The organism is Streptomyces sp. NPDC017979, from assembly GCF_044328175.1.
Taxonomy (GTDB): domain Bacteria; phylum Actinomycetota; class Actinomycetes; order Streptomycetales; family Streptomycetaceae; genus Streptomyces.
This window is the reverse complement of record NZ_JBIRGU010000004.1, coordinates 79910-106600: the sequence shown is the minus strand read 5'-3', so window position 1 is coordinate 106600 and position 26691 is coordinate 79910. Positions and strand designations below refer to the sequence as shown.

At 75.4% G+C, this 26691-nt stretch carries 21 protein-coding genes and 1 pseudogene; 19 read left to right on the top strand and 3 right to left on the bottom strand.

Annotated features, from left to right (window positions below):
- Positions 1-129 precede the first annotated feature (129 nt).
- Genes ACH4E8_RS13450 through ACH4E8_RS13440 form a run of 3 tightly spaced genes read left to right on the top strand, consistent with a single transcriptional unit; the run spans position 130 to position 2851 of the window.
- Entirely contained in the window at positions 130-819 is a 690-nt protein-coding gene (locus tag ACH4E8_RS13450; protein WP_398447504.1) for a response regulator, read from the top strand.
- A complete protein-coding gene (locus ACH4E8_RS13445) occupies positions 816-2321 on the top strand; it encodes an ATP-binding protein (RefSeq protein WP_398447502.1) in 1506 nt (501 codons plus the stop codon). The genes ACH4E8_RS13450 and ACH4E8_RS13445 overlap by 4 nt, the downstream gene beginning before the upstream one ends.
- Positions 2318-2851, top strand: a complete 534-nt coding sequence (locus ACH4E8_RS13440; protein ID WP_398447500.1) for a hypothetical protein — start codon at positions 2318-2320, stop codon at positions 2849-2851. The genes ACH4E8_RS13445 and ACH4E8_RS13440 overlap by 4 nt, the downstream gene beginning before the upstream one ends.
- A gap of 203 nt (positions 2852-3054) precedes the next feature.
- Here the strand turns inward: ACH4E8_RS13440 and ACH4E8_RS13435 are convergent, their stop codons facing one another.
- Positions 3055-4395: a hypothetical protein gene (locus tag ACH4E8_RS13435; RefSeq protein WP_398447498.1), complete on the bottom strand. Its 1341-nt coding sequence runs from the start codon at positions 4393-4395 to the stop codon at positions 3055-3057.
- Between the two features lie 292 nt (positions 4396-4687).
- Between ACH4E8_RS13435 and ACH4E8_RS13430 the strand changes: the two genes are divergently transcribed.
- The 4 genes from ACH4E8_RS13430 to ACH4E8_RS13415 all read left to right on the top strand — a co-directional run bounded on the left by ACH4E8_RS13430 (position 4688) and on the right by ACH4E8_RS13415 (position 9656).
- The gene (locus tag ACH4E8_RS13430; protein WP_398447496.1) at positions 4688-5509 is read left to right on the top strand and encodes a thiopeptide-type bacteriocin biosynthesis protein; all 822 of its coding nucleotides are present in this window, start codon (positions 4688-4690) and stop codon (positions 5507-5509) included.
- A 1-nt stretch (position 5510) separates the two neighbouring features.
- On the top strand, positions 5511-8219 hold the full coding sequence (locus ACH4E8_RS13425) for a lantibiotic dehydratase (protein ID WP_398447494.1): 2709 nt from the start codon (positions 5511-5513) through the stop codon (positions 8217-8219).
- Positions 8201-8377: a hypothetical protein gene (locus ACH4E8_RS13420; protein ID WP_398447492.1), complete on the top strand. Its 177-nt coding sequence runs from the start codon at positions 8201-8203 to the stop codon at positions 8375-8377. Before ACH4E8_RS13425 ends, ACH4E8_RS13420 begins: the two co-directional genes overlap by 19 nt.
- 91 nt (positions 8378-8468) lie before the next feature.
- Positions 8469-9656 carry a lanthionine synthetase LanC family protein gene (locus ACH4E8_RS13415; protein WP_398447490.1) on the top strand — a complete coding sequence of 396 codons (1188 nt, stop codon included), beginning with the start codon at positions 8469-8471 and terminating at the stop codon, positions 9654-9656.
- Positions 9657-9678: 22 nt separating this feature from the next.
- Here ACH4E8_RS13415 and ACH4E8_RS13410 read toward each other — a convergent pair whose 3' ends face one another.
- On the bottom strand, positions 9679-10584 hold the full coding sequence (locus ACH4E8_RS13410; protein WP_398447488.1) for a class I SAM-dependent methyltransferase: 906 nt from the start codon (positions 10582-10584) through the stop codon (positions 9679-9681).
- A 255-nt stretch (positions 10585-10839) separates the two neighbouring features.
- Between ACH4E8_RS13410 and ACH4E8_RS13405 the strand changes: the two genes are divergently transcribed.
- From ACH4E8_RS13405 to ACH4E8_RS13390, 4 genes are all read left to right on the top strand, one after another.
- Complete coding sequence (locus tag ACH4E8_RS13405; RefSeq protein ID WP_398447486.1) at positions 10840-12768, top strand: glycerophosphodiester phosphodiesterase; 1929 nt, start codon at positions 10840-10842, stop codon at positions 12766-12768.
- Between the two features lie 201 nt (positions 12769-12969).
- Positions 12970-14052 carry a cation diffusion facilitator family transporter gene (locus tag ACH4E8_RS13400; protein ID WP_398447484.1) on the top strand — a complete coding sequence of 361 codons (1083 nt, stop codon included), beginning with the start codon at positions 12970-12972 and terminating at the stop codon, positions 14050-14052.
- A gap of 57 nt (positions 14053-14109) precedes the next feature.
- Positions 14110-14526 (top strand): hypothetical protein, encoded by a 417-nt coding sequence (locus ACH4E8_RS13395; RefSeq protein WP_398447482.1) that lies wholly within the window; start codon positions 14110-14112, stop codon positions 14524-14526.
- 3 nt (positions 14527-14529) lie between these two features.
- Entirely contained in the window at positions 14530-17169 is a 2640-nt protein-coding gene (locus ACH4E8_RS13390) for a caspase family protein (RefSeq protein ID WP_398447480.1), read from the top strand.
- 17 nt (positions 17170-17186) lie between these two features.
- On the opposite strand, the gene ACH4E8_RS13385 is transcribed toward ACH4E8_RS13390, so the two are convergent.
- The gene (locus tag ACH4E8_RS13385) at positions 17187-18434 is read right to left on the bottom strand and encodes a hypothetical protein (protein ID WP_398448289.1); all 1248 of its coding nucleotides are present in this window, start codon (positions 18432-18434) and stop codon (positions 17187-17189) included.
- Between the two features lie 154 nt (positions 18435-18588).
- On the opposite strand from ACH4E8_RS13385, the gene ACH4E8_RS13380 reads away from it, so the two are divergent.
- From ACH4E8_RS13380 to ACH4E8_RS13345, 8 genes and pseudogenes are all read left to right on the top strand, one after another.
- Positions 18589-19569: an ABC transporter substrate-binding protein gene (locus ACH4E8_RS13380; protein WP_398447478.1), complete on the top strand. Its 981-nt coding sequence runs from the start codon at positions 18589-18591 to the stop codon at positions 19567-19569.
- The gene (locus ACH4E8_RS13375; protein ID WP_398447476.1) at positions 19566-20537 is read left to right on the top strand and encodes a FecCD family ABC transporter permease; all 972 of its coding nucleotides are present in this window, start codon (positions 19566-19568) and stop codon (positions 20535-20537) included. The genes ACH4E8_RS13380 and ACH4E8_RS13375 overlap by 4 nt, the downstream gene beginning before the upstream one ends.
- Positions 20534-21538: a FecCD family ABC transporter permease gene (locus ACH4E8_RS13370; RefSeq protein ID WP_398447474.1), complete on the top strand. Its 1005-nt coding sequence runs from the start codon at positions 20534-20536 to the stop codon at positions 21536-21538. The genes ACH4E8_RS13375 and ACH4E8_RS13370 overlap by 4 nt, the downstream gene beginning before the upstream one ends.
- 68 nt (positions 21539-21606) lie before the next feature.
- Positions 21607-22477: pseudogene (locus ACH4E8_RS13365) on the top strand (ABC transporter ATP-binding protein).
- A 56-nt stretch (positions 22478-22533) separates the two neighbouring features.
- A complete protein-coding gene (amiA, locus tag ACH4E8_RS13360) occupies positions 22534-22692 on the top strand; it encodes a streptamidine family RiPP (RefSeq protein WP_398447472.1) in 159 nt (52 codons plus the stop codon).
- Between the two features lie 193 nt (positions 22693-22885).
- Positions 22886-23755 carry a hypothetical protein gene (locus ACH4E8_RS13355; protein WP_398447470.1) on the top strand — a complete coding sequence of 290 codons (870 nt, stop codon included), beginning with the start codon at positions 22886-22888 and terminating at the stop codon, positions 23753-23755.
- Positions 23755-25302, top strand: coding sequence for a CocE/NonD family hydrolase (locus tag ACH4E8_RS13350; protein ID WP_398447468.1), 1548 nt, complete (start codon positions 23755-23757; stop codon positions 25300-25302). The genes ACH4E8_RS13355 and ACH4E8_RS13350 overlap by 1 nt, the downstream gene beginning before the upstream one ends.
- On the top strand, positions 25299-26684 hold the full coding sequence (locus ACH4E8_RS13345; protein ID WP_398447466.1) for a YcaO-like family protein: 1386 nt from the start codon (positions 25299-25301) through the stop codon (positions 26682-26684). Before ACH4E8_RS13350 ends, ACH4E8_RS13345 begins: the two co-directional genes overlap by 4 nt.
- Positions 26685-26691: the final 7 nt, after the last annotated feature.

Here is a 26691-nt window from a genome sequence, read left to right as displayed (position 1 = left end):
AGGACCGTCGGCTGCCCAGATGGTGATCCGGCCATCGCCACATGATGAGCAGGTAACAATGTGCGAGTTCGCCGCTGCGGCCGCTGCAACCGGCTCTGAACAGCGAAAACCGTCCCGCATAATCGCTCCATGGCCCGTGTACTGCTCATCGAGGACGACGTGTCCGTGCGCGACGGCATGGAACTGGTGCTGCGCCGGCACGGCTACGACGTCGATACGGCCGCCACCGGCGAAGCCGCGCTCGCCCTGCTGGCGGGCCCGGCCGGCGCCGCCGTCGAACTCGCCGTGCTCGACCTCATGCTGCCCGGCATCGACGGCTTCGAGGTCTGCCGACGGCTGCGGGAGGGCGGCTCCACCCTGCCCGTGATCATGCTGACGGCGCGCGGTGACGACGGCGACGTGGTGCGCGGCCTGGAGGCCGGCGCCGACGACTACGTGGTCAAGCCGGTGACCGCGCCGGTCCTGGAGGCCAGGATCCGTGCCGCGCTGCGCCGCGCCGAGCCCGTGCGATCGGCCCGCGGCGAGAACCACGCCGGCCTGGTCATCGACCGCGCCGGGCTCACCGTCAGCAAGCGCGGCGCCCCGATCACCCTGCCGCCCACGGAACTGCGGCTGCTGCTCGAACTCTCCGCGTCGCCGGCGCGCGTCTTCAGCCGCGAGCAGTTGCTCCAAGCCGTGTGGGAACACGGCTTCCTCGGCGACTCCCGGCTGGTGGACGCGGCGGTCGGCCGGTTGCGCGCGAAGATCGAGGACACCCCCGCCCAGCCCCGGTACGTCCAGACCGTCCGGGGCTTCGGCTACCGCTTCGGACCGGTGTGAGCGCGCGCCGCCTTCGCCCGGGCCGCTCCTCGCGGCGCGGCCCCGGCGCCCGCCGCTCGCTCGGGCGCGCCCTGCGCGGGCTCGGCGGGCTGCGCGCCCGCCTCGTCGTCGCCTTCGTGCTCGTCGCCCTCGTCAGCGGCGTGACCGCGACCGCCCTCGCCTACCGCGAGTCGCGCACCGCGGTCCTGGAGCGCAAGCAGGACGCCGTCCGCAACGACCTGCGCAACCGCGTCGGACAGGCCGCGGCCGACTTCGACACCCCGCCCGACGAGGTCTCCCTCACCGCACTGGCGAGCCGCCTCGCGGGCGGGCTCGGCGACGACGCCGTGGTGCTGGCCCAGTACGGCTCGATGACGGGCACCTCCGACGTGTCCGCCGACCTCTCCCGCATCACCCCGGCGCTGCGCGAGGCCGTCAGCAGCCGCAACCGGATGAGCTTCCAACGGGTCGAGTGGAAGGGCAGCCCGTACCTGGTGGTGGGCACCCCCGTCACCGCCGACGCGGGCGTGCCGTCCGGCCTCGACGTCTTCGCCATGACCTCACTGCGGGCGGAGTTGGAGGACACCACGGGCGTCGTCGACGCGGTCCGCACCGGCCTCGTGCCGGTGGTGCTGCTCACCGCGGTCCTCGCCCTGCTGGCCGCCGGCACCGTGCTGCGCCCGGTACGCGAACTCGGGCGCGCCACCCGCCGGCACGCCGCCGGTGACCTGAGCATCCGGGTCAGGGTCCGCGGCCGGGACGAACTGGCCGACCTGGCGCGGGACTTCAACGAGACGGCCGACGCCCTGGAGGTGTCCGTGGCGGAGCTGCGCGAGCAGGACGCCCGGGCGAAGCGGTTCGTCGCCGACGTCTCGCACGAACTGCGCACCCCGCTGGCGGCGATGACGATGGTGGCCACCGTGCTGGAGGAGGACGCGGACCAACTGCCGCCGGACGCGGCCCGCGCCGCCCGCACGGTGAGCGCGGAGACCGCCCGGCTGGCCCGGCTGGTGGAAGACCTGATGGAGATGTCCCGCTTCGACTCGGGCGCGGCCCGGCTCAACCTGACCGACACCGACCTCGCGGAAGCCGTTCGCGCCACGCTCTCCCTGCGCGGCTGGACCGGGCAGGTGGACGTCGAACTGCCCGACGGCGTCGTGGCCGCGGTGGACCGGCGCCGCATCGACGTCGTCGTCGCCAACCTCGTGGGCAACGCCCTGCGGCACGGCGCGGAGCCGGTCACCCTCACCCTGGCCGCCGACCGGGCCGCCGGCCGGATCGCCGTCGAGGTCGCCGACCGGGGCCCCGGACTGCCGCCCGAGGTCCTGGCGCACGTCTTCGACCGCTTCTACAAGGCGGACAGCGCCCGCACCCGCTCGGAGGGCAGCGGGCTGGGCACGGCCATCGCGCTGGAGAACGCCCGGCTCCACGGCGGCACCGTGGAAGCGGCCAACGGGCCCGACGGCGGCGCGGTGTTCACCCTGCACCTGCCGTGGCGGTCGACCTGCGAGGAGGGGCAGTGAGGAAGGGCAAGGGGGCGGCCGTGGCCGTAGCGGCGCTGGCCGTACTGCTGGCGGGGTGCGGAGTGCGCCCCACCGGCGTCGTCGACGGCGGCGAGTCCGCCGGCGGACTGACCAAGGGGCTGCGCCTGTACTTCGTGTCCCAGACGGGCCGCCTGGAGGCGGTCGCCCGCTCCGACGTCCCCCTGGAGAGGTTCGCCGAGCCCGTCACCGTCCTCAAACTCCTCGGCCAGGGGCCGACGCGGGCGGAACGCGAAGCCGGGCTCACCACGCTGGTGGGGGCGGACCAGTACGGCGGGGGCTACGGCGTGACCCTGCGCGCCGGCAAGATCACGGTCGACGTGCCGCTGACGCACCTCGACGACATCGCGGTGGAGGACCGCAACATGGTCGGCCAACTGGTGTGCAGCATGGCCCGGGCCCGCGCCATCCTGGACACCAGTGGCACCAAGCGCACCGACGACGTCCCCATCACGGTCCGCCCGCAGGAGGGCGACCGCGCCACGTACGTCTGCTCCGACTTCCGCGACTAAGGGGTGTCCCGTAATCCCTGGCGGGCGTGCGACGACAGCTACGGCTCCTCGCTGCGTTGTCGGAGTGTCCACATACGTCCAGTATGCGAACACCCCGACGCCTTGCGATGCACCGCATCTGACGCCGCACGCTGATCCGCCAGGGATTACGGGACACCCCTTAGGGTCTCGGCGAGCGCGTCCTGACGGGCCCGTCACGGCGGTCAGTTCGTGGACTGGACCACGGCGCGGCCGTGGACCGCGGTGATGGTGACGCCGGAGAGGTCGAGCGCGAAGTCGCCGACGTGCACCGCGTCCGCGCCCTGCCCCGCCGCGCTGATGCCGCCCCGCGCCGTCAAGCTGTCGAGTTCGCCGTCGACCTCGACGGTGGTCAGCCGGTCGCCTTCGCTGGCGATCCGGCCGCCGACGGTGACCCGGCCGATCCGCCCGCCCGGCTTGACGCTGAGCGCGGTGGCGGCCAACTCCGTCTGCACGCCGCGCACCAGGCTGCTGCCCGTGCCGCCGCTGGTGGTCAGGTCGCCCCGGATGTCCAGTTGCGGCAGGTCCCGGCTGACCTGGACGCCGATCGCGCCGTCCCCCGTGGTGGTGATGGAGTCGAACTCGGCGTGCTGCAGCGTCCCGTCGTAGACGTTGAAGCCGCGCGCGCCGACTCCGTGCGTCGTCAGCGGGGCGCGCACGTCGAGGTGGTCGAGGTCGCCGAAGTTGACGAAGCCGATGCCGCTCGGACCCACTGACGTGATCGGCGCGGTGGCTTCCCAGGAGATCACCCGGCCCCAGTTGTCGAGGACCATGTCGTTCTGTCCGTAGCTGGTCACCGGGCCCGCGGTGTGCACCTTCTCGACCCGGGCGCCGGAGATCACGAACACTCCGCCGGAGATCAGGTCGGGGGTGCCGGGCGGGATGCCGCCGTCGGTGTGGATCTCCCCGGTGCGCAGCAGTCCGACGCGCACGGTGCCGCCGTCCCCGCGGCCGTCTTCGTCGCCGTGTCCGCCGACGAACACCCCGCTGCCGCGCACCGGCGCGCCGTCGGAGCCCGCGGCCAGGTCGAGGAGTTCGGCGGTGATCACGCTCCCCGGGTCCGGCTGGCGGTTCCAGAGCGTGAACGCGCCCTGGAGGGCGTCGACGCCGAAGCCGTGCGGCCGTTCGGCCCGACCCCGCACGTCGGCCGACTCCACCGTCAGGTCCTCCACCTGGACGTGACCGAAGCGCACCGCGTCCCGGGCCACCAGCAGCACTTGGCCGCGGGTGCGGACGCGGCGCAGGGTGAGGGTGCCCAACTCCTCGACGGCGGTGTCGTTGCAGATCGCGGTCTCGTGGTCGGGGCAGTGGACGGTCACGTCCTCAAGGGTGTTGTCGCTGGTGAGCCGGATGCCCCGGGCGCCGAAGACGAGAGTGCCGCCGCGCAGCCGCACCCCGGGGGGCAGGGTGAGCATCGGCATGCCGCGCAGGACGCCGCTGACGTCGATCGCCGGCACTTCGCTGCGCACGGCGTCCATCAACTCCCCGGCCGTCGTCACGCGCGTCCACTGCGCCTGCTGTGTCATGGCCGAACCTCCCGGGCGGTTCGGGCCGGCGCCGTGCACGAAGCGGATGTTCACGTACAGGCACCGACACCGTTCGATGCCCCGCCCCTACCACCGTACGGGCGCCTCGGGGCGGTCGCGACCGGGGCGCGGAGCGGCGGGAATTCCTCGCAGCGGAACTCCGCACAGATACGCAAAGAGCATGATGCGCATTATATGACTTAGTGCGGCATTCGTTTGAATGCCATGGATATCAGGAAATTCTCTCTTTGGAAAGGAACGTCAGCCCGCGGCGCGGCGGAAAGGGGGAGTGGTGGACAAGTCTCCTTATCCCGAGGCGAGTTGGGTGCAGCTCAATATGACGCCCCGTCAGTCGTCGTGGGTGGACCTTTACGGCAGGCTCGCCGACACCGCCCGCGACGTGCTGTCGGCACGGGCCGGCGCCTTCTTCTTCATGCACAAGCCGCCCGGGCTCCGGGTCCGCTTCCAGGCCACGGACGCGGTGGAAGTCGCCGAGCTGCGGGCCGAGCTGCTGGAGCGCACCGCGGCCTTCGAGGAGCTCGCGGCGCCCCCGGTGGCCGCGGTGTACGAGCCGGAGAGCTACCTCTTCGGCGGCGAAGCCGCCATGCCGTGGGTGCACGAGCTGTTCACGGCGGACTCCCTGGCCTGGCTGGACCTGCACACCGGACGCGGCGGCGAGCCGGCGCCGACGCCCTGGCGGGTCTCCCTGCTGTTGGTGCGCGAGCTGTTGGCCGGGCTCGACGTCGTCGGATGGGAGCACCGGGGCGTGTGGGAAGCGGTCCGCTCCGAGACCGGGCGGGCGCTCCCCGCCGGCTGGGCGGACGCCGACGGCCGCCGCGCCGCCGAAGGGATCCGGCAGTGGTGGGCCCGGCCGCGCGAGGACGCCCTCGCCGCCCTGCCCGGCCAGTGGCCCGTGCTGCTCGCGGAGCACCGGGCCGCGGTGGCCCGGGCCGCCGAAGGCTGGCACCGCGGCTACTTCACCTCCGGCGAAGCCGTGCGCGGCCCCCGCCGCGCCGCCGCGTACGCCGTCATCTTCCACTGGAACCGGGGCCGGATCCCGACCGCCCGGCAGCGCCTGCTGACCGAAGCACTCGCCGACGACGGGACAACGTGACATGGTCGACGTCGGCTCCGTTCGCAGGGTGCCCTTCCCGCAACTGGGGACCGCGGCGTTGGCAAGGGTCGCCGCGGTGCCCTGCTCGCTGTGGGCCGGCGCGGGCAATCCGCTGCTCTTCGCCCGGCTCGCCGCGCACGCCGACGCCGCCGTCCGGCAGTCCGGGCGCGCCCGGCGGCTGGCCGAGAAGGTGGGCGAAGTCGTCCCCGACGCCCGACTGTCCGACCCCGAGCGGCACGCGCTGCTGGCGCTGCGCCGGCGGCTGCACTCCGGCGCGGCTCCCCGGCCGGAGGAGTGTCGACTGCTGGACCGGCTGACCGCGGCGCCCGCCCGGCTGGCCAGGGAGGCCACCGCCCTGGTGCGGGCCGCCCGCCAAGCGGACGCCGTGCAGGCCGACATCGAGCGGGCGCTGCTCGACGAGCGGCAGCGGATCGGCGCCCTGTCGTGGGCCCTGCTGGACCAAAGCCCCGTGCTGCGCACCTTCGTCGACGCGGCGACGCCCGGGCTGACCCGGGAAGTGGCGGCCTATCTGGCCCGCGGCGAGACGTGGACCGGCAAGCGGCTGCGCAAACGCAGCGGATACCTGTGGCGCGCCGTCGCCCGGGCCGCGGTGAAGACGACGCCCCGCGGGTGGGCCTGTCACGTCGCGCTCGTCCCGGTCGGCGGGGTCAACGGGTGGGCGGGCACCCGGCTGCTGCCCCCGGGGGCGGTCGTCGGCGCGCTCGCCGCCACGACCGCGGAGAACGTGCACGGGGTGCGCGCCCGGCTCACCGCGGCCGATCCGTGGGACACCGAAGCCCCCATCGCGTACGCCCCGGCCGCCCTGCACGTCACCGACCCCGACGGACGCCTGCGCTGCTACGGCGTCGACCCCGACGACCTCGGCCGGATGCGGCAGGTCGCCGTGCGCCGCACCGCGCCGCTGGACGCGGTGCTCGCCCTGCTGGCCGACGGACCGCGCCCCCTCGCCGAGGTGGAGCGCGCCCTTGTCGGATCTGCCGGCCCCGGCGGCTCCGCGGCGCTCCGCGCCTTCCTCAGCCACCTCGTCCGCCTCGGGGTGCTCCAGCCCTGCGGCACCCCGCGCCACCACGCCAGCGCCTGGGTCCCGCCCGTGCACGTCACCGGACCCGAAGCCCTGCCCCAGCCGCGGCCCGCCCCGTCCTCGCGTACCCACCCCGCCCCGGAGGCGCGGCCCGGGGCCCGCTCCCGCGCCGACGACGAGGGCTGGTTCGTCGACTCGTACCGCGCCGTGGACGCCACCGTCCCGGACGCCGGCGTCGCCCGGGTCGAGCGCGCGCTCGCCGTGGCCGCCCGCGTGGTGGCGCTGCGCCAGGCCGACCAACTCGCCCGGCCCGCCCCCGCGCCCCCGCCGGGCACCCGGGTCCTCGACGACCACCCCCGTCCCCTGAGCGCCCTGCTCGCCCAACTGCTCTCCGTGCAGGGCCCCGAGACCGCGGCGCCCCACCCGAGCCGCTACGCGGGCTGGCACCCCGCCCACGTCACCGGCTCCGGCTACGACCGGCTGCTGACCCACATCGGGCGCCACCGCGGTGACGAAACGATCGACCTCGACCACGCCCTGCTGGACTCGATGGGCGCGCCGTCCACCGCCGAAGCCCTGCCCGCCTGGCCGCTCGACTGCCTGCTGCGCCCGCTCGTCGGCGCCACCGGCCCCGTCGCCGTCCTGGAGACCGCGTCCGCCGCCGGCGTCCTCGACGCCCGGTTCGCCGACGGGCTGAAAGCCCTGCACGGCCGCTACGGCCCCGTCGAGAGCTACCGCTCCTTCCTCGCCGCCGTGGAGCGCCGGGCCGGCGTCCGCTTCGTCGAACTCCTGGTGCCCCCGGTCGGCGAGCGGGCGGCGAACGCGGTGCGACGGCCCGTCACCACGCGCTGGTGGACCGGCGACCCGCACCACGCCGCGTACTGCACCCCCGGCGGCCCGCCCCAGCGCTACCTACCGCTCGACCGGATCACCCTGCGCCGCGCCCCCGCCGGCGCCGCGCCCGGCACCCGAGCCGTCGCGGAGGCCGACGGCGAGCGGATCGTGCCCGTCTACCACGCCACCCGCGCCCCCATGCCGCCGTACAACCTGCTCGTCGGGCTGCTGCTGCGGGCCAGCCACCCGGCGGCGAACACCGTCATCCGGCTCGACTGCCCGGCGACGGCCTTCGACCGCACGCCCGACGAGGTCACGCGGACGCCCCGGCTGACCGTGGGCGGCGAACTCGTCGTCGCCCCGGCCACCTGGCGGGTGCCCCGCGCGCTGCTGTGGTCGCCCCGCGTCGGGGACTTCGCCAAGGCCCGCGCGCTGGCCGCGCTGCGGCACTCGGCCCGGCTGCCGCGCTTCGTCTTCGTACGGCCCGCGCAGGACTCCAAGCCCATGCCCGTCGACCTGGAAGCACTGCCCACGCTGACGCTGATCGAGCGGATGTGCGCCAGCCGGCCCGGCGAGGAGCTGCTGCTCGAAGAGATGCTGCCCGGCCCGGACCAACTGACGCTGCGCGACCCCACGCACCAGGGCGCCGCCGTCGCCGGACAGCTCCTGCTGCGGGTCTCCCGCACCAGGGACCCCGTGGCGCTCGCGGCCCTGGCCGCGGCCGCGCTCACCCAAGGCGTTCCCGCCCCGTCCTCCGCGCGGGGGACGGCGGCCGGGACGGTCACCGCCCATCCACCCGAAAGGAGAGAGGTTCCATGCCCACCGACGAACTGATCAAGATGGCGGACCTCGACGAACTGATCGACCAGCTCGACGAGCGCGTCACCAGCACGGAGCTGCCCAACACCGCCGACCAGGCCATCACGGCCGGCGGGGCCTGCAGCGGCCTGTGTTCCGCAGTGATCGGGTGCAGCGTCATCGGCGTCTGCTGATCCGCTCGCACCTACCGAGCCGCCCGGACACGGTTCCCGGGCGGCTCACCCCACACCCCTCGACCGCCCCTCCACAGCGACAGAAGAGTTCATGGCGCCCACGGTCCAGCACCCCTACGCCCTCGACCCCCACCCCCTCGACCTGGCCGTGGAGTACCTCGACGGCTTCCGGGCCGTGCCGGAGTCCTTCGCCGACGCCGGCGTCCCCGTACTCGCCCGCCTCGTCGCCGAGACCGGCGGGTCCCGAGCGGTCGCCGTCGCACAACGAGCGGTCGCGCAGTGGACCCGGACCGTCGGCCGGGGACCCGCGCACCACGGGCTGTACGACGTCGGGTTGACCGGCACCCTCGTCGGACTGGACCACGCGGCCCTGCTGCACCCACCGCTGCAACGCGTCGCCGACGGCCTCCGCGACCGGCTCGTGGACGCCGCCGAACGCCGCCCGTGGCGCACCGAGTCCGTCGCCTTCCGCGACTACGACCTGATCTCCGGCCCGGCCGGCACCCTCCTCGCCCTGTCCGCCGGCACCTCCGACACCGCGCCGCTGCTGCCGTTCGCCCAACACCTCGCGGCGCTCTGCGACGACGCGGACCTGCCGCGGCTGCGCACCTCGTACGCGGAACACCCCACCCTCTCCTGGCTCCACGGCCGGATCAACACCGGCATGGGCCACGGGGTGGCCGGCGTCGCGACCGCGCTGACCGCCGCCGTACGGCGCCTGGGTCCCGAGCCGCACCTGACGGGCGCCCTGCACCACACCGTGCGCTGGCTGACCCGCCAGTCCTTCGACGACGACCGGGGCATCCGCAGTTGGGACGGCGCCGGGCTGGACGGCCGGCCGCAGACCGGGGCCCGCGCCCGCCAGGCGTGGTGCTACGGAAACCCCGGCGTCGCCTGGGCGGTCTGGGACGGCGCCCGCACCCTCGACGACCAGGAGTCCGCGGAGTGGGCGTTGGACGCCTTCACCACCTTCGCCGACGGATTCGACGAGGACTTCCACCTCTTCGGGGCCGAGCCCACGGACCTCCTCGGGCTCTGCCACGGCGCGGCGGGCGTCCTCGCCGTCACCGACGCCTTCGCCCGGCACGCCCGCCTGCCCGTCGCCGTGCTCCTGCGCACCCGACTCCTGCACCTGCTGGAGCGGCGCCTGTCGGACGCCTCCGCATGGGCCGAACTGCACCCGGGGCTGCTGGGCGGTGCCACGGGCGTGTTGAGCGCCCTGCTCACGGCCGCCCACGACGGCGACCGCGGCTGGCTCCCCTGCCTGGGCCTGCGCTGAGCGCCCGCCCTCCGGAGGGGTGTCACTCCCCGGGCAGTTGGAAGTGCCACACGACCACCCCGGGTACGTCCGCCGACGCCGCCTCCGTCGCGTCGGGCACCAACGCGGCGAGGGACCACGGCCACAGCTCCCACGGCCCGTCCGCGACCGCCGCACCGAGACCGCCCGGTGCTTCGGGGATCCGGGGCCGGGCCGCGACCGGGCGGGGCTCCTCGCAGCGCCGCACGGCGAACCCGGCGGCGAGCGCGGCCCGTACGTAGTCCCCGATCCGGTGGACGTGGCTCGCCAGCCGACCCGGTCGGCCGTCCCCGTCCCGTACGGTCGGCACCGCGCTGCGCGCCACCTGTTCGGGGTGGACGTCCGAGGTCACCAGGTGTCCGCCGGGGCGCAGCACCCGGGCGAACTCCGCCAGCACCGGCCCCAGATCGGGTACGTGGGTCAGCGCCAGCGCGCAGACCACCAGGTCCACCGAACCGTCCGCGACCGGCAGCGAGTGCAGGTCGCCGGGGCGGAACTCGCCGCCGGCGACGCGCTCGCGGGCCCGGGCGAGCATCTCGGGGGAGCCGTCCACGCCGATGACCGCGTGCCCCCGCTCGGCGAGCAGGACGGAGACCCGGCCGGTGCCGCAGGCGGCGTCCAGCGCGGTGCCGGCCGGTAGCCCGTCGAGGACGTCCCGGAGCGCGGGACCGTCCGTGTCGAATGCGGAGTTGGGGGAGTCGTACGTCTGCGCCCAGATCCGGTACCCCTCGCGGGGGTCCAGCCGGTCGACCTCCACGCCCGTGTGCGCCAGCCGCTCGTCGTCGAGCATTCTGCGCACCTCGGCGATCCTGGCCTCGGCGAACTCCCGGTCGTACTCCCCGGTGAAGGTGCGCAGCAGCGCGAGCCCTTCGAGGCCCAACAGATAGGCGAGCGGCATCTCATGGGTCATCGCCGCACGCTAGCGGCGCCCGCGCGCGGACCGCCAACGGTTTTGCCACCGCTGCCGGTCGGCGGACCGCCCCGGGGCGGCGATGCCGACCCCGGGCCCCGGCCGGTCGCGGGCCCCGCCTCCCGTGCTCCGCACGCCGTACGCCTCGTTCCCCCGCCTCGTTCACCGGCGCGTCGGCACCCGGTCACGACGGCGCCGGCGGACATTCGTTTCTCCGTACGTACATGTTCGGGCGCATTCCGTAGGGTGCCGGCCATGTCGCTCAGAACTCGCCTCGCACCGCGCAGCCGCCGCCCCTTCGGCGCCCGCCGCGCCCGGCGCACCCCGTCCCTGCTGCTGGCGACCGCCGCCGTCGTCTCCCTGTCGACCGCAGCGCCCACCTCCGCAGCGCCCGCCACCGCGCCCGCCGAAGGCGCGGACGCCGCCCGGGTCGTGCTCTCCGCCGACTTCTCCGGCACCTCCCTGCCGGCCGGCTTCCGCGCGGTGGAGGGCGCCTGGCAGGTCAAGGACGGCCGGCTGCACGGCACCTCCGCCGACTCCGGCCAGCAGAGCCGGATCACCTTCGGGGAGCACCTCGACAACTTCCGCATCGACGTCACCGCCCGCTTCGAGTCCGTCAAGGACCCGGCCCGCTGGGCCGCCCTCGGCCTCGACGTGCCCGCCGACGGCACCGTGCCCTGGTCCATCGCCACCGTGCGCAGCAACAGCACCGCCGCCAACGGCCTGGAGTTCGCCGAACGCACCGCCGCCGGCGCCTGGAACGTCACCGACACCGCCGCCGCGCCCACGGCCGCCGGCACCGGCCGGGACGTCAAGCTCGCCGTCGAAGTCCACGGCACCAAGGCCCGCTGGTTCTTCGACGGCAAGGAGGCGCTGCGCACCACCCGCCTCGCCCGCTCCGAGAAGGGCGTCGAGGCCCTCGTCGTCAACGGCGCCACCGTCTCCTTCGACGACCTCAAGGTCACCGAACTGCCGGGCCGCGGATATCTGCGCCCCGAAGGCTCCCCGCTGACCGTGATCGCCCACCGTGGCGCGTCGTCCGCGGCTCCCGAGAACACCCTCGTCTCCGACGAGGCCGCCCGCCGCGGCGGCGCCGAGTACATCGAGAACGACGTCCAGCCGAGCAAGGACGGCGTCCCGTACGTCCTGCACGACTCCACCGTGGACCGCACCACCGACGGCACCGGCGCCATCCGCCAGTTGACCGCGGCCCAACTGGACCGCCTCGACGCCGGGTCCTGGTTCGCCCCCGCCTACGCCGGGGCGCGGGTGCCCACCCTCGCCGCGCAACTGGACGACCTGCGCACCCGCGGCGGCGACATGCTCCTGGAGATCAAGGGGCGGCACACCCGCGACGAGGTCGCCGACGTCGTCGCCACGGTTCGCGACCGCAAGATGGCCGACCGGGTCTTCGTGCAGAGCTTCGACGTCGAGACGCTGAAGCACGTCCGCGAACTGGCCCCGGAACTCCCGCTGGGCCTGCTGCGCGGCGGCCTGGACGCCGACCCGGTCGCCCTCGCCCGCGAACTGGGACTCGCCTCGTACAACCCCTCCGACGACGCGCTGCGCCAGCGCCCCGGCATCGTCGCCGACCTGCACGCCGCGGGCGTGGCCGTGTGGGTCTGGACGGTCGACAGCCCCGAGCGCTGGCGGGCCCTGGAGAAGGCCGGCGTGGACGGCATCATCACCAACCGGCCCGCGGAGCTGACCGGGTGGAACGCCGCCCACCAGCAGAACCGGCCCGCCGCGCCCGCGGTCGCGATCACCTCGCCCGCGCCGGACGCCGTCCTGGACCGCGCCCAGGCCCCCGTCGCGGCCGTCCAGTCCACCGGCGCGGAGAAGGTCACCCTCACCGTGGACGGCACCCCCGTGTCCGTCGGCGAGCCGCTGGACCTCAGCGCCCTCGCCGCCGGTGAACACCGGCTGCGGGCCACCGCCACCGGTCCCGGCGGCACCACCGCCGTTGACGCGACCTTCACCGTCCGCGCCAGCCGCACCGGCCTCGCCCATCTGGTGCTCACCTCCGGCGCCGACGCCAACCGCATCGCCACCATGACGACGATGCTGGGGCACGGACACCACGTCCAACTCGCCCGCTGGGCCGAGAACCAGTCCGGCCGGGGCGTGCCCGCGGCCCGCGCCGCCCTGATCGCCACGGAGGCGCGCGCCCTCGCCGCCGGCTGATCCGGTTCGCCCCGGGCCGCCGACGCGCTCGCCGTGGGCGGCGCCTGCGGCGGCCCGGGGCACGAGCCCGCGGCGAGCGGCGGCACGTCGTGCCAGCCGGCACCGGTTGACGAAAGGCAGGCAACTGCAACCGCATCGCACCTGGTCAGCCCCGGTAGGACGACAGTGGCTGCAAGGAGATTCACCTGTCATGGTGGTGTCATGGCAGCCCCTCGCAGCCCGGCCCAGCACCATCGGACGCGACACCGGCTGGCGCACCTCTTCGCGCCGCACGGGCACGGCACGGCAGACCGCGTCGACCCGGCCATGGAGACCTCGCGCGAAGGGCTGCGCACGCTGTGGCTCTCGCTCGCCGTCCTCGGCGTGACGGCGGCCCTCCAAGCCGCCGTCGTGGCGCTGTCCGGCTCGGTCGCCCTGCTCGGCGACACCATCCACAACGCCGCCGACGCCCTGACCGCGGTCCCGCTCGGCGTCGCCTTCCTGCTCGGGCGCCGGGTGGCCACCCGCAGCCACACCTACGGATACGGCCGCGCCGAAGACATCGCGGGCGTCGTGATCGTGCTGGTGATCGCGGCGTCCGCGGCGCTCGCCGCCCTCCAGGCGCTGGACCGGCTGTTCAACCCCCGGGACGTCAGCCACCTTGCCGCGGTCGCCGCCGCGGCCCTGATCGGCTTCGTGGGCAACGAGTGGGTGGCCCGCTACCGCATCCGCACCGGACGCAAGATCGGCTCGGCCGCCCTCGTCGCCGACGGGCTGCACGCCCGCTCCGACGGCTTCACCTCCCTCGCCGTCCTGCTCGGCGCCGGCGGCGCGGCCCTCGGCTGGCGCTGGGCGGACCCCGTCGTCGGCCTGCTGATCACCCTGGCGATCCTGTTCGTGCTGCGGGACGCCGCCCGCGAGGTCTTCCACCGGCTGATGGACCGCGTCGACCCCCGTCTCGTGGCCGACGCGGAGCAGGCGCTGCGCCGCGTGGCCGGCGTGCGCGACGTGGGGTGCGTCCGGCTGCGCTGGGTCGGCCACGGACTGCGCGGCGAGGTGGAGATCGTCGTCGACCCGCAGTTGACCGTCGTCCGGGCCCACGCCCTCGCGGTCGCCGCCGAGCACGCCCTGATCCACGCGGTGCCCCGGCTGACCGCGGCCACCGTCCACGTCGACCACACCCCCGTCACGGGCGACCCCCACGCCCCGCTGGCCCACCACCACCACGACGGTGCGAAGCCCCGTGCGCCGCACCCGCCGTCCGACGATCGGCACGATGCGCCCGCACACCGGGAGCCGGTGTGACAGGCTCGACGCAGCCGGCCGCGCGGACGGGCCGAAAGCGCTCAAGGGGGCTTGGGGATGCTGCTGACGATCGAGGTGCTCGACCCGGACGACGGTCCGGTGCTGCGGGACCTCTTCCGCTGGCTCAGGGACGACGAGGACGTCCACGCAGAGGTGAGCTTGACCGCCGAGCCGGTGCCGGGCGCGATGAGCGGCGGCCTGGACATCGTCAACGTCGTCCTGACGCACTCCATCGGAGCGGCCAACCTGGCCCTCGCGTACGCCGGTTGGCGCACCGCCCGCCGCAGCCGGGCCGTCCTCACCTTCACCCGGCCCTCCGACGGGCTCACCGTGACCGTGGACGGCGGCTCGGACGAGGCGGTCCGTGCGCTCGCCGGGTTCATCGACGACCTGACCGTCCCGCCGGAAGGAGCACCGGCACCGGGCCCCGGCGATCCGGGTGACCCCGACGGGTCGGCTCCCGGGGCGGCCTGACCGATGGAACTCGCCGACCCGCAGGGCTCGTACGCCGTACTCATCGGCTCCGCCTCCTATGCCGCGCCCGACCTCGAAGACCTGCCCGCGGTTGCGCACAACCTCGACGGCCTCGGACGGCTGCTGGAGGACCCCACCGTGTGGGGCCTGCCGCCCGACCACTGCACCCGGCTGGTCGACCCCTCCTCGTCCCGGGAGTTCCTGGACACGGTGCGCACGGCCGCCCAACGGGTCACTGACACCCTGATCGTGTACTACGCGGGACACGGGCTGCGCGGCCCCGACGTCGACGGCCTGCTGCTCGCCCTGCCCTCCACCGACCCCGAACGCCCCTACACCTCGGTCGACTTCGACGCCGTGCGCCGGGAGGTGTTGGAAGCCGGCCGACGGGTGAACAAGGTCGTCATCCTCGACTGCTGCTACGGCGGGGCGGCGATGACCGGCGGCATGGGCGGCACCGTCGGCGGTGAGGGCAGCGGCGGGGTGACCGTCGCCGAACAGACCCGCATCGCCGGCAGCTACCTGCTCACCGCGTGCGCGGCCAACCGCCAGGCGCTGTCGCCGCCCGGCGAGCGGCACACCGCCTTCACCGGCGAACTCATCCGCCTGCTGGACCGGGGCCTGCCCGGCGCAGGGCCCGTGATCGGCGCTCCCGCCCTCTACGAGCACCTGCTCGGCGAACTGCGCGCCAAGGGACGCCCGCTGCCGCAGCAGCGGCTGAGCAACACCGGCCGCTCCCTCGCCTTCGTCCGCAACCGGCACGGCCTGGTCGAACCGCACCGCACGTCCATGCAGTCACCGGCCCGGGCGGCGGTGCCCGAGGGACTGCGGGCCGCGCTGCGCACCAGGCCCAGGGCGCTCGCCGAACACGCGGCCCGGCTGCGGGAGACGGCCCCGGACGCCGCCGCCGAACTGCTGGAGCTGGCCGCCGCCACCCGACCCGCGCAGGAGGTGGCGACGTTGGTGTGGGTGCTGCGGGAGCAGCGGCGTACGGACGAGGCGGACGCGGTGCTCGCCGGCGCCGCCGCAGAGCGGGCCCCGGACGACCTCGCCGCCGGCCTCGGCGCGCTGCACGCCCTGGACGCCGCCGAGGACGCGGCACGGCTGCGGCGCGCGATCGCCAGCCGGGCCCCCGAGGACGTCGCCGGCGTGGTCCGTGCCCTGCGGGCGGCCGAGCAGGGCGTCGAAGCGCACGCCGTACTGACCGCAGCCATCGACGAACTGCGCACGACGGAGCAGATCCTCGGCCTCGCCGGCGCACTGTGGTCGACCCAGTTGGACGAGGAGGCCCAACGGGTCCTCGCCGCCGCGCCGACGCCCTCGCCGCGAGAGGCGGTCCGGCTGGCGCAAGCGCTGCTCGCCATCGAACGCGTCGCGGAAGCCCTCGACATCTACGGCCGGCACTCCGTCCTGGTCACCCTGAGCCCCGAGGACCTGGTGCGGGTGCTGGTCGTCATGGAGCGTTCGGGCCGCCGCTCCGCCACCAGCGAACTGCTGCGGGCCGCCGTCGACGCGTACACGACGGTCGAGGAGATCGCCGCGCTGTGCGAGGCGCTGTGGGCGGCCGGCATGGACGACCGCGCCAACGGGACGCTGGAGGGGGCGGCGGAAACCCTCTCCGTCGACGGAGTCGGCGACCTCGCCGGGGCGCTGCACGCCCAGGGGCACGAGGAGGCGCTACTGCGGCTGTTCACCACCGCCGCGCTCGGCCACCCCGTGGCCCGCACGCCCGAGCTGGTCCTCGTCCTACGCGCGATGGGCCGCCCCCTGGACGCGGAACGCCTGCTGGGAGCCGCCGCCTCCCGCCCGGTCTCGGAAGTGGTGGAGCTGCTGGCCCTGCTGACGGGCCGGGAAGCCGCTCGGGACCGAGCGCGCGTACTGGACGCCCTGAGGCACGCCCCGTTCCCCACGCTCGCCCGGGCGGCCCTGGCCCTGCGCGCTGCCGACCTGCCCGTCGACGGTGTGCTGGACCCGCTGGTGCGGCTCAGCGGGGCGGACTTCCGCGACGCGTTGGACTCGCTGCGGTTCGAGGGCGTCGGCACGGCGGTGCCGTTGGTGCTCGCGCACTTGGTGCGGACGGCCCCGGGCGACGCAGTGGACGCACTCCGTTTCCTCGACGCGTCGCGGGCCGTGCTCGACGGTGCACTGCTGCGGACCCTCCTCGGCAGACACCGCGACCCCGTGCCCGACGGCGTCCAGGAACCCTCGCCCGAGGTCATCCAAAGGCTCGTCGCCGACCCCGAGCGCCCCCTGGACGAACGGATCGTCGCCATCGTCGGCCTGTGCGAGGTGGGGGCGGAGTACCGGGTCGCGAGCGCCCTGGCGGACAGCACCCGGTGGATGAAGCAGCCCGACGTCGTCGAACTGCTCGTCCGCCTGGACGCGCTCGGTCTCACCACCTGCGCGCACGGGGTCATCAGTGGTGCTGACTGGATGTTCTCCGAGCTGTACCGGGACCTCGTCCGCGCGTTGATGGGCCGTGGCCTGAAGGAGTTCGCGACCTACGCCGTCGTGCAGCACGGACACCGGCTGACCCCGGTCCAACGCGGTGCGCTGGCGGCGGACTTGGAGATCCCGCTACCCGCGGTGGAGCCGCCGCCGCGCGCCCGCGGCTGGTCGCGCCTGCGCAAGCGCGGGAGTTGAGCCCCCGCGGACTCGGCTCACCGGCCCACCGGATCGTCCGCCGACCCGTCGCCCGGCGCCACCATCGCCAGGTGGCCCCCGTCGTCCAGCGGGGTCGGTACGTGCAGCGTGCCGAGCACGGTGGCGCCGACCGCGTGGACGAGGTGGATCTCGCCGTGGCCGCCGCGGGAGACGGCCACCAGGTCGTGGGCCGGTGACGCCGCGATCGCCCGGCGCTGCACCCCGTCCCAGGGCGTGCCGCCCGGGCGCGGCGCCCCGGCCATCGACGGCAGCGGCACCCGGGCCGTGACGCGCGCCGCCGCCGGGTCGACGAGGACGACTTCGTCGCCGTCGGGGTGCACCCGGGCGAAGGCGATGCGGCGGGCGGTGACCGCGAGGCGGAAGACGAGCCCGGGGCCGAGGGGGATGCGGCCGCCGCGCCCGGTGTCCAAGTGGTGCCACCAGGCGCAGTTGGACCACTGCGGCCAGGCGCCGGGGTCGACGGGGCCGCCGCGCACGCACGACCACAGCGTGCGCCGCACCGGGTCCAGCCGCAGGTAGTAGCCGCGGCCCGGACCGCGCCAGGACAGCGGGGGCTCAAGCGAGAGCCCGTTCGGCGTCCGGTGGGCGCGGTGCACGCCGGAGCCGGCCGCCGCGAACAGCAGACCCGTCACCGGGTCGTGGGCGTCCCCGTGGCCGTCGTCGTCGGACAGCGTCACCTCGTCGAGGGGTGAAACGGGCGGGCAGGAGGGGACCGCCGTCAGTAGGTCGCCGAAACGGTACGCGGCCAATGCGCCCGGTTCGCGGTGCCGCAGGACGACGAGGGCGTCCGGCGCGGTCGACGGAGCGGGCGAGGCCAGCAGCGTGACGCCCGGCTCCCCGACCCGGGTGCGCACCCGGGTCGCCCGGGGGCCGCCGTCGGCACCGAGGTCCACCGCGGTCAGCAGATCGCTCCACGGCCCTTCGTTGTGGCCGAGTCCGGTGGTGACGGCGACGAGCCGGCCCGAAGGGTCGACGGCCAGGTGCTCGGCGGGCGTGGCGACCGGCGCGGTGGCCGCGACGAGGGGCCGGCCGCGGTCGGGGCCGTACGGATCGAGGACGACGAGTTCCCCGGCCCGGTCGTCGACGAAGGCGCTGCGGTCCCCGGGCAGGGCGAGGAATCCGGCGTGCTCCGCGAGGTGCCGCCCCGGCACGCAGCCGGTCGTCACCCCGCTGGGGAGGTCCAACACCCGTATGCCTCCGGCGCGTTGGTCGGCGACGAGCAGTCGGGGCGGCAGGGCTTCGATGCGGGTCACGGTGAGTCTCCCAAGGGCTGATGAACACAGATTTATTGGAAATGATTATCATGTGGCGCATTGTCGTGCCGACGGTCGACCCGACGCGTCGCGGCGAAGGAAAACCGACAAAAGACACAAAAGACTTCTAAGGGGATGGATCGCGATGTTGCGTACACGCGCCTGGACGGTGCGCCGTTGGCTGGCCACCGCCGTCATCGGGGGCCTGCTGGTGGGCTGCGGAACCACCGACGACGAGGACGGCAAGGGCGAGGCGGGCAAGAAGACCGAGGTGCGCGTCGCCCCCATAGCCGCGGCGCGCAGCGTCACCGACGTCCACAAGGTGACCGTGAGCACGCCCGAGCCACCCGAACGCGTGGTGTGCCTGGTGGCGCTCTGCGACGACATGCTCGCCGAGTTGGGCATCACCCCCGTCGCCACCAACTCGGACCTGCTCGCCCACCCCGGCTTCCTCGGGGAGGAAGCGGCGGCGAAGATCCCCGAGGTCCCCGGCGGCTTCCTCAGCCCCGAGGTCGAAGCGGTCCTCAAGCACCGGCCCGACCTCGTCATCGGCCTCACGGACACCCACGGAAAGCTCGCCCCGGCACTGAAGGGCGCCACCGTCTTCTGGCCGGTGCGGCCCGGCAGTTGGGAGGAGAGCGTGCGCTACCTGCGGGACCTCGCCGCCCTCACCGGCCGCACCGAGCAGGGCGAGCGCGCGGAGCGGAAGTTCCGGGAGAAGTTGGCCGCGGCCGAGCAGAACCCCAGCGACCGCACCAGCCTGATCATCTTCGGCAGCGACGAGAACTTCGGCGTCGCCGCCCCCGGAACCGACGTCACCGCCGGACTCTTCCCCAAGCTGTCGCACTACCCCTGGAAGAGCCGCGGCGTCGAGGGCAGCTACAGCCTGGAGGAGATCCTCGCCCGCGAGGTCGACGTGCTCTTCGTGGAGACGCTCTCCTTCGGCGGCCCCGCCGGCGCCGACGACTCCCTGGCGAAGAAGCTCGCCGCCAACCCGCTGTGGAAGCGCATCCCCGCGGTCGAGAACGGCGAGGTCCACGAGGTCGACGCGGAGGTCTGGGCCAAGGGCCGGGGCACCCGCTCCCTCGGCATCGTCCTCGACGAGGCCACGGCGAAGCTGCGGTGAGCCGCGCCCTCGCCCTGGTCGGCGGGGCGCTGCTGCTGGCCTGCTACGGACTCACCCTCGGCACGCCGCAGGTCCCGGTGACCGAACTGGCCGAAGAGTTCGTGGTGACCGAGTTGCGGCTGCCCCGGCTCGTCCTCGCGCTCGTCGCCGGCGCCTGCCTCGGCGCCGCCGGGCTCGTCCTCCAAGAAGCGCTGCGCAACCCGCTCGCCGTACCGGAGTTGCTCGGCGTCTCCTCCGGCGCCGCACTCGGCGTCGCCGCGCCGCTCGTGCTCGCCCTCTCGGTGCCGTTGGCCCTCCAGCCGTTCCTCGCGATCGGCGGCGCGGCCCTGGGCGGGGCGCTCACCCTGCTGGCGGCCGGCGCCGCCCGCAGCCCGTCCGCGGTGCTGCTCGGCGGCGCCGCGATCACCGCGGCACTCCAGTCCGCGCTGCTGGTGCTGATGGTCCTCGCCGACCAACTCGACCTCCAACTCATCTACCGGTACCTGCTCGGCAGCCTGTCCGCGCGCACCTGGGACGACGTCACCGGGCTCGCGCCGTGGCTGGTGGTCGCCGTGCCCGCGCTGGTGCTCACCGCGCCCGTGCTGTCGGTGCTGCGGCTCGGCGACGACGACGCGCGCGCCCTCGGCGTCCGGGTGCACCGTGCCCGGATCGCCGCGCTCGCCGTGGCGGTCGTCCTGATCGCCCCGGTGGTCGCGGTCTGCGGGCCGGTCGCCTGGGTCGGCTTCCTCGCCCCGGCGCTCGCCCGCAGGCTGCGGCCCACCGCCGACGCGGTGCGACTGCTGCCCTGGTCGGTGGCGTTCGGCGGGTCGGTGGTGGCCCTGGCCGATCTGCCGGCACGCCTCGCGCTCGCCCCGGTGGAGACCCCGGTCGGCGCCTGGACGGCGCTCCTCGGCGTCCCCACCGGCGTCCTCCTGCTCAAGCGCCGTGCCCCGCGCGGTGCGAAGCGCGCGGAAGGGGCCGCCGTATGAAGCGGCTGGCGCTGCTCGGCGCCCTGGTCGTCGTCGTGGGGTGCGCCGATCTGGTGGTGGGCCGCGCCGCCGGCCCGGCCCAGGTGTGGGAGGTGCTGACGGGCGGCGGCGACGCGCTGACCCGCCACGTGGTGTGGGAGTTGCGGCTGCCGCGCGCGCTGGTGGCGCTCGGCGCCGGGGCCTGCCTCGGGGTTGCCGGGATCGTCCTCCAGTCCGCGCTGCGCAACGCACTCGCCGGACCCGAGGTCACCGGCGTCACCCCGGGCGCGGTGCTCGGCGCGGTCGCCGCCACCGGCGCCGGTCTCGCCGGCTGGTCGTCACCGGCCTCCGTGGTGATCGCCGCCGTCGCCGGCGGCTTCGCCGGCGCTGGCCTGCTGTGGCTGCTCGCCGGCCGGCGGCAGACCGATCCGCACGACGCCGCCGTCCACGGCGTGCTGGTCTCCGCGGCGCTCAGCGGGCTCACCGCGATGGTGCTGCTGGTCGCCCCGGGTGAGTTGGGCAGCGTGGTGCAGTGGCTCGTCGGCTCCACGGAAGGCCGGGTCTGGGACCACTGGACGCTGCTGTGGCCGTGGGCCGCGCTGTGGCTGCTCGCCGCCTGGTCGCTGGCGGCGCCGCTGAACCTGCTGCGGCTGGGCGAGGACCAGGCCGCGGCCTGCGGGCTGCGGCTCGGTCGCGCCCGACTGGCCGCCCTGGCCTGCGCGGTGGCCCTCACCGCGGGCGCGGTCGCCGCCGTCGGAGCGCTCGGCTTCGTCGGACTGCTCGTGCCGCACCTGGCGTTCGCGCTGTTCGGCGCGGACCTGCGGACCGCGCTGCCCGGTGCGGCACTGCTGGGCGCCGCCGTCGTGACCGGTGCGGACGCCGTCGCACAGGGGTTGTCGCGGGTGCTGACCCACGCCCTGGACGCGGACCGGCTGAGCGTGCCGACGGGTGCGTTGACGACGTTCGCGGGCGCACTGGTGCTGCTGGTGGTCGCCCGCCGCACGACGGGGGAGGGGACGTGAACGAACGCAGGGCCCTTGAGACGCGGGCCGCGACGAATCGGCCGAAGACCGTACGGAAGAACGTGACGATGGACCAGCAAGTGCCGGACGTGGACGGGCCGCACGAGTCGGACGCAACCGCGGTGATCCGCGCGCAGGACGTGGAGTTCGGCTACCCGGGCCGCGCCGTCCTGCGCGGTGTGGACCTGTCCGTACGGACCGGCGAGTCCGTCGCCCTCGTCGGGCTCAACGGCTGCGGCAAGAGCACCCTGCTGCGGCTGTGCGCGGGGCTGCTGCGCCCCACCGGCGGCCGGATCCTGCTGGGCGGCGACGACCTCGCCCGGCTCTCCCGGCGCACGGCGGCCCGCCGCGTCGCGCTGCTCCACCAGTCGTCCCCGCCGGTGGCCGGGATGACGGTGCGCCAACTGGTGCGCCAGGGGCGGTACGCGGACCGCGGGCCGCTCGGGATGCTGCGCGACGGCGACGACGGGGTGTGCGCCCGGGCGCTGGCCGACGTCGGGGTGGCCGACTGGTCGGAGCGGCTGGTGGAGTCCCTGTCGGGCGGCGAGCGCCAGCGCGTACGGCTCGCCATGGCGTTGGCCCAGGACACCCGGGTGCTGCTGCTCGACGAGCCCACCACCTATCTCGACCTGCGCCATCAACTCGACGTGCTGTCGACGGTGGCCCGGCTGCGCCGGGAGCGGGACCTCACGGTGGTGATGGTCCTCCATGACCTCGGCCAGGCGGCGCGGTTCTCCGATCGGATCGTGGCCCTGCGCGACGGCCGGGTGCACGCCGACGGGCCCCCGGCGCAGGTCGTCACCCCCGAGTTGTTGGCCGAAGTCTTCGGCGTCGTGGGCCGGGTGGGCACGGACCCCGGCGGTGGGTGGCCGGTGTGTTACCCGGATCACGCCGTCGAGCCCTCGACAGCTATTGCGGAATGAAAATCATATTCATTAATGTCTGAGGGGTGCTCGCAACCGCGGGCACCCGAACTACGGAAAGGGATCCATCTCATGGACCAGCACAAGGTGTTCGCCCCGGTCGCCGACCCGGCCCAGCTCGCCCACCTGTCCGCCACCCACTCCAACGCGCTCGTGGAGAACCCGTTCGGCGACGCGGTGGACGGTGTCGACGCGGCGGACGCGGCCGTCGAGGCGAACGCCGCCAAGTAACGGCCGCCGGGCCGGGACGCCTTCGAGGCCAGCCGGATGACCTCGGACCCCACCGACGTCGGTGACGGCGTCCCGGCCCGCACCCACCGGGGCCGCCCCTGCTCGTGCTTCCCCCCGGGCGGCCCCGGTTCCCCCGCCCCGCCCCTACGTACGCCGTCGAGTTCCGCCCCGCCGTCAGTTGAGGAGTCCCGAGTTGAACACGCCCCGTCTCGTCCCCGGTGCCGCCCTGGTCGCCGTGCCCGGTCGGGGTCTCGCGCTGCGGACGCCCGAGGGGGCGTTCTTGCGGGTGGACACCGGCGAGGTGCCCGCGGCGGAGCTGCTGCGGCTGTTCGACGGCGGCGCCGCCGTGGACCCCGGCGCGCGGCGCGCCGCGACCGGCGCCCTCAAGGATCTCGTCCGAGCCTTCCAGGACGCCGGGTACGCCACGGCGCACCCGCCCCGCGAGCCCACCGCGCCCCGACCGCCGCTCGCCGGCACCACCGTCCTGCTGCTGGGCGACCGGGTGTTGACCGAGCCCGTCGCCCGGCTCGCGGCCGACGCCGGAGCGCGATCGGAGGCCGTCGACGCCGAACGGCTCACCGAACGCGCCCGCGCGGCCGGCTCCCGTAGCGCCGTCGTCTGGTGCCTGGACCGGCCCGTGCCTCCCGGCCTGTGGGACGCCGCGGACGCGCTCGCCCGCAACGGCGTCGCCTGGCTGCGCTGCCACCGGGAGGGCGCCCACGCCTGGGTGGAGCCACCGGCCCTGGACGCCGACGGGGTGACCTCCGCCGACGTACGCCTGCGCAGGCTCGCGGCGACGCCCGCGCACCGTGAACTGAACGCCTACTGGGCCGCGCGGCACGGGGGCGACGCGGCCGGGCACAGCGCGGTCACCGCGGCGTACACGGCCGCCCTGCTCGTCGGGGACCTCGTCGACGGCCTCGGCGACCGGGCGCGGCGCACGATGGGACCGCACCGGTTCCTGCTGCGCCGGCTGGACTTGCGGGACCTCGCCCTCACCACCCACCCGATCCTCCCGGTGCCCGCCTGCACCCCGATGCCCACCCCAGCGGCGGCGCCGTGATGCGCACCGTCCACCTGCCCGTGCACGGCAGCCGGCTCGCCACCGACGTCCACCTGCCGCCGGCAGGGCGGGCGCGCCGGCACCCCGCCGTCGTGATCCGCACTCCCTACGGCCGCGGCAGTCACACCGCGGAGGCGTGCGCCTGGGCGGCGCGCGGCTTCGCCGTCGTCGTCCAGGACGTCCGGGGCCGACACGGCTCCGCCCGTCGCGGCGCCCCCGAGGAGTGGCGCCCGTACGCACACGAGGCGGCCGACGGCGCTGCCACCGTGCGCTGGGTGCGCGAACGCCCCTGGAGCGACGGCCGGGTCGTCGCCGTCGGGGCGTCGTACGCCGCCTACTGCGCGCTCGTCGCCGTCACCGGGGACCGGGCCGCGCCCGCCCCGCCGCCCGCGGAGGCGCCCGACGCGGTCATCGCGGCCGTGCCCGCGCTCGGCACCGCCGAGGTCGCCCGCGAACGCTCCGGCGTGGAACGGCTGCTCGGGCGCGCCGGCTGGTGGGCGGCGCACGGCGACCGCAGCGACTCCGACCCCACCGCGCTGGACGCACGGCTGGCCCGCGCCCCGGAGCTGCTGGCGCACCTGCCGGTGGCGACGCTGCCCGACCGGCTCGGCCGGCCCCTGCCGTCCTGGCGCGGCGTGTGGCACGCCCCCCGCGAAGACCTCGTGATCGCCCGCGCCGGCGTCGCCCGCGTCCCCCTGCTCGCCGTCGGCGGCACCCACGACCCGTTCGCCGTCGACACCCTCGCCCTGTGGCGCCGTTGGGGCGGGCCCGCGCGGCTGCTCGTCGGCCCCTGGGGGCACGCGCTGACCGCCGATCCGGGGCCCGGCGCACAGCACCACATCGCGGTGGGGCAGACGTACGCGCGCTGGGCGCGGGCCGCGTGCGACGGGACCCTGGAGCACACCGCCCGCGGCGTCGTCGCGCTCGCCGGCACCCCCCGCTGGCACCGGGTCGACAGCGCCGTACCGGCGGGCGAAGCCCGGGCGTACCGCTTCGACGACGACCGCTGCGTACGCCTGCTGCACGGCGCCGAGTTCGTCGCCGACCCCGACCGCCCGGTCCGCTCCGACGACCTGCGGATCGACCCCGACCGCGCCGACCGGACCCTGCTCCTCACCGAACCGCTCGCCCGGCCCCTGGACCTGCTCGGGCCCGCGTCCGCGACGCTGCGCGCCGAGGCCACCACGGCGTGCGCCGACTGGTTCGTCCGCCTCGTCGCCCTCGACGCCGACGGCCGGGCCGAACCGGTCGCCGTGGGCAGCGCCCGCACCGCACGCCCCGTGCGCGACGACGCCGCGCTCCGCGTCGACCTGGGGTTCCTCGCCCGCCGGCTGCCGATCGGCACCCGGCTGCGGATCGAGGTCACCGGACACCACTTCCCGGCCCACGCCCGCAACCCGCACACCGGGGAGGACCCCGTGACCGCCGTCCGGCTCGCTCCCTCCCGGCGCACCGTGCACACCGGCGGCAGCGCGCTGCTGCTGCCCGCCGCGCGACTGCACCGCACCGACGCCGTAGCCGACCCCATCGAAGAGATATGCACATGACGACGACCACGCCCGTGCCCCCGCCGCTGCCCGTCGACCACCTGGTGGACCCCGTCTGCGGCATCGTCCGCGACGTCGCCCCCGTACCGCACCCGGACGGCGCGCCGCCCCGCTACACCGCGATGACCGCGAACGTCTCCGACGCGCGCCGCTTCGGCGGCTGGCCCGCCGACCGGGTGTCCCTCGGCACCACCTTCGGCGACCCCGACGGCGCCCGGCTCGCCGCCGTCGCGGAGGCCGTGGAGCGCTACTGCGGCAACCGCCTGGCACCACCGGGCCACCCGGCCGCACCCCGGCTCGCCACCGCCGCCGAACTCGCCGCCGAAGGGGCCCGGGTGTACGGGCCCGGCGAGGTCCCCGGGTACGCCGACTGGCAACACCGCAGGCCCGGCTTCCCCTACCGCCCCCTCACCTCCGACACGCAGGCCCTGTGGGCGCTCGCGGACGACGCCGGGGAGCCCTGCTGGGCGCCGGTCTCCCTCACCCACCTCAACTGGCGCCAGGGCCAGTGGCGCAGCCTGCCGCGCACCCACCACCTCAACTACGCCGGCATCGCCACCGGAGCCGGCTTCGCCGACGCCGTCGAACGCGGCCTCCTCGAAGTCGTCGAGCGGGACGCGCTGGAGCTGTGGTGGCACCTGGACGGACCCACCCGCGGCATCGACCTCGCCTCGGTCCCCGGGCTCCTCGACGACCTCGCGGGGTGCGACCTCGACGTGCACGCCGTCGAAATGCCGTCCGAGTACGCGCCCTGCATGGCAGCCCTCGTCCACGACCGGGAACGCGGCCTGTACGCGGCCGGGTTCGCCTGCCGCTACGACCCCGCCGAAGCCGTCCGCAAGGCCGTCCTCGAAGCCGTCCACACCTGGGTGTTCACCCAGGGCACCACCGAACCCGACGGCTGGGTCTTCCAGGCCGTCGAAGCCGGGCTGCTCGCCCGCGGCCTGTACCTCGACCACCGGCCCGACCGGCGCTACCTCGACGCGTGCGGCGACGACTTCGGTGCCGTCCGCGACCTCGGCGCCCACGTACAGGTGTGGCTCGACCCGCGGACCGCGCCGCTCGCCCGCCGCTTCACCGCGCCCGCCCTCGGCACCGTGCCCGTGGACGCCGTGCAGCCCGGCAGCCGCGCCCGGCTGGACGCCCGACTCGCCGACGCCGGACACCGCGTCCTCACCCTCGACCTGACCACCGAGGACGTCGCCCTGACCGAACTGCGGGTGGCCCGGGTCCTGGTCACCGGGCTGGTGCCCAACGCCCCGGCCGCGTTCGGGTACTTCGGCTGCCCGCGCTTCGCCACCGCCGCACGGGACCGCGGCTGGCGCACCGAAGGCCCCATCGCACCCGCGGACTTCACCCTCGTACCACCGCCCCACATGTGAGGTGACG